Origin of the sequence: Verticiella sediminum, from assembly GCF_007558815.1 — a bacterium.
Lineage (GTDB): Bacteria > Pseudomonadota > Gammaproteobacteria > Burkholderiales > Burkholderiaceae_B > Verticiella > Verticiella sediminum.
Map to the genome: position 1 here is coordinate 1 of NZ_VLTJ01000019.1, position 1452 is coordinate 1452.

At 63.1% G+C, this 1452-nt stretch carries 1 protein-coding gene; it reads left to right on the plus strand.

Annotation, left to right across the window (positions count from 1 at the left end):
* The coding region (locus FOZ76_RS09620) for a flagellin N-terminal helical domain-containing protein (protein ID WP_143947941.1) at positions 1 to 1452 on the plus strand (1452 nt) is incomplete at both ends.

Consider the following 1452-nt stretch of genomic DNA (forward strand, 5'->3'; position numbering starts at 1 on the left):
TCAGCACCAACTACCTGTCGCTCGTCGCGCAGAACAATCTCAACAAGTCCCAGTCGCAGTTGGGCACTGCCATCGAGCGCCTGTCCTCGGGCATGCGCATCAACAGCGCCAAGGACGACGCGGCGGGTCAGGCGATTGCCAACCGCTTCACCGCCAACGTCAAGGGCCTGACCCAAGCCACCCGCAACGCCAACGACGGCATCTCGATCGCCCAGACGACCGAAGGCTCGCTGAACGAAATCAACGCCAACCTGCAGCGCATCCGCGAACTGAGCGTGCAGGCCGCCAACGGTTCGAACTCCGACACCGATCTGCAATCCATCCAGAACGAAATCACCGAGCGCCTGGACGAAATCGACCGCGTGTCGCGTGAGACGCAGTTCAACGGAAAGTACATCCTGGGCGACGACGCCGCTTCGCTGTCGGTCCAGGTGGGTGCCCACGACGGCCAGCGCATCGACATCAACCTGACCCGCATCGACTCCCAGACCCTGGGCCTGAGCGGCTTCAACGTCGACGGTTCGGCCAAGGTGGCAAACGCCGCCGCCACGAAGGCCAACCTGGAAGCCAAGGTACCGGGCGGCACCTGGAATGCCGACGAAACCGTCTATACCGCCGTGCCCGAGAATGCGGGAGCCACTGGCGCCGACGTGTTTGCTCAGCTCAAGGACGGCAACACCGTCACGCGGGACGTGGGCGGCACGCCCACCACCTTCAGGTACAGCGAGGCGTCGAAGTCCTTCGCTTTCGACGTCACAGAGACCAGCACCGAGGCGGATGTGCAAACGACCGTCACGGCCGATGGTGCCACGACCGGTAAGATCACGGTGGATGGCGTCGAAGTCGATGTCAACATCGCGGCCGATGGCAAGCTCAGCACGCTGAACGGTGAAGCGCTCTACATCAACGGCGATGAACTGACCGTCACCAACGTTGGCGGCGGAAACCAAGCCACGGTCGAAGATGTCCTGGCCGACGAAGCGTTCGGCGCAGGCAATAACGCGACATTGGTCGTCGACGGCAAGTCGTACGAGAACGATGGCGACGACGTGGTCGTCAGCTACGAAGATACGATCTCCGCCGAGGATCTGCTGGCTGAAATCACGGCGAACACGACCGCCGGTACCGAGTACACCGTGGATCTGGGCGCGCTGTACGGCGGCGTCTATGACCTCGGCGAGAACGGAGAATCCGCAGCCGTCGCCGGCGCTACTGTCTATCTTGACGACACCGGCAATTTCACTAACGAACAATTCGGTGCCGAAACGACCTACGGCCTGTCGGCCGACGGTGTCGTTACCAACGCAAACGGCGACCAGCTTTACGTGGGCGAGGATGGCGCGCTGACCACCGAAGCCGACCATGCTGGCGACCGGACCGCCAACCCGTTGGCCGCGCTGGACGCCGCACTGCAAAAGGTCGACGACCTGCGCAGCCACCTGGGTGCGATCC